Genomic DNA, 1,032 nt, shown 5'->3' with positions numbered 1-1,032 from the left:
GGCCGGCAGCGCGAAATACAGCCCGATCCCAAGGCCCAGACAGACCGGAACCCATGGAAAAAGATGGCCACGCTGCGCCTGTATCGCCTCTCGCGCGCGGCGCATGCTTGTTCTCTCCTGCCTGATTGATTACTCAGGCGCCAACGCTATTCACCAATTGGTTTCCAGAAGGTTAACGCCCCATGTCCGAGGCTCCGGTCGTCACCCGCTTTGCCCCCTCGCCCACCGGTTATCTGCATATCGGCGGCGCGCGCACGGCGCTGTTCAACTGGCTGTATGCCCGCGGGCGCGGCGGCAAGTTCCTGTTGCGGATCGAGGACACCGACCGCGCGCGCTCGACCCCCGAAGCGACCGAGGCCATTCTGACCGGCCTGCGCTGGCTGGGTCTGGACTGGGACGGCGAGCCGATCAGCCAGGCCGCCCGCGCCGACCGCCATGCCGAAATCGCGCATCAGATGCTGGCGGCGGGCCATGCCTATAAATGCTACGCCAGCCAGGATGAAATCACCGCCTTCCGCGAGGCCGCCCGGGCCGAGGGCAAATCCACCCTTTATCAAAGCCCGTGGCGCGATGCCGATCCCGCCACCCATCCCGACGCGCCCTATGTGGTGCGGCTGAAGGCGCCGCGCGACGGCGCCACGGTGATCCCCGACCGGGTGCAGGGCGATGTCACCTGGAAGAACGACCAACTGGACGACATGGTGCTGTTACGTTCGGATGGCACACCGACCTATATGCTGGCCGTTGTCGTCGATGATTTCGATATGGGCGTGACCCATGTGATCCGGGGGGATGACCATCTGGCCAACGCCGCGCGGCAGATGCAGATCTATCATGCGATGGGTTGGGATCTACCGGTCTTTGCCCATATTCCGCTGATCCACGGGCCTGATGGTAAGAAGCTGTCCAAGCGCCACGGCGCGCTGGGAGTCGGCGAATATCAGGCCATGGGCTATCCCGCCGCCGCGATGCGCAATTATTTGGCACGTCTGGGCTGGAGCCACGGTAATGATGAATTCTTTACCGATGGGC

General features: G+C 63.8%; 1 protein-coding gene. It reads left to right on the top strand.

Going from position 1 to position 1,032, the window contains the following annotated elements:
* Window positions 1-182 precede the first annotated feature (182 nt).
* Window positions 183-1,032, top strand: an 850-nt coding sequence (gene gltX, locus ABYW26_RS14720; RefSeq protein ID WP_372605669.1) for a glutamate--tRNA ligase, incomplete at its 3' end; no start/stop codon positions are given.

It is taken from the genome of Actibacterium sp., from assembly GCF_041584535.1.
GTDB lineage: Bacteria > Pseudomonadota > Alphaproteobacteria > Rhodobacterales > Rhodobacteraceae > Actibacterium_D.
Note: the sequence above shows the minus strand (reverse complement) of the source record. Positions and strands in the feature narration are given on the sequence as shown.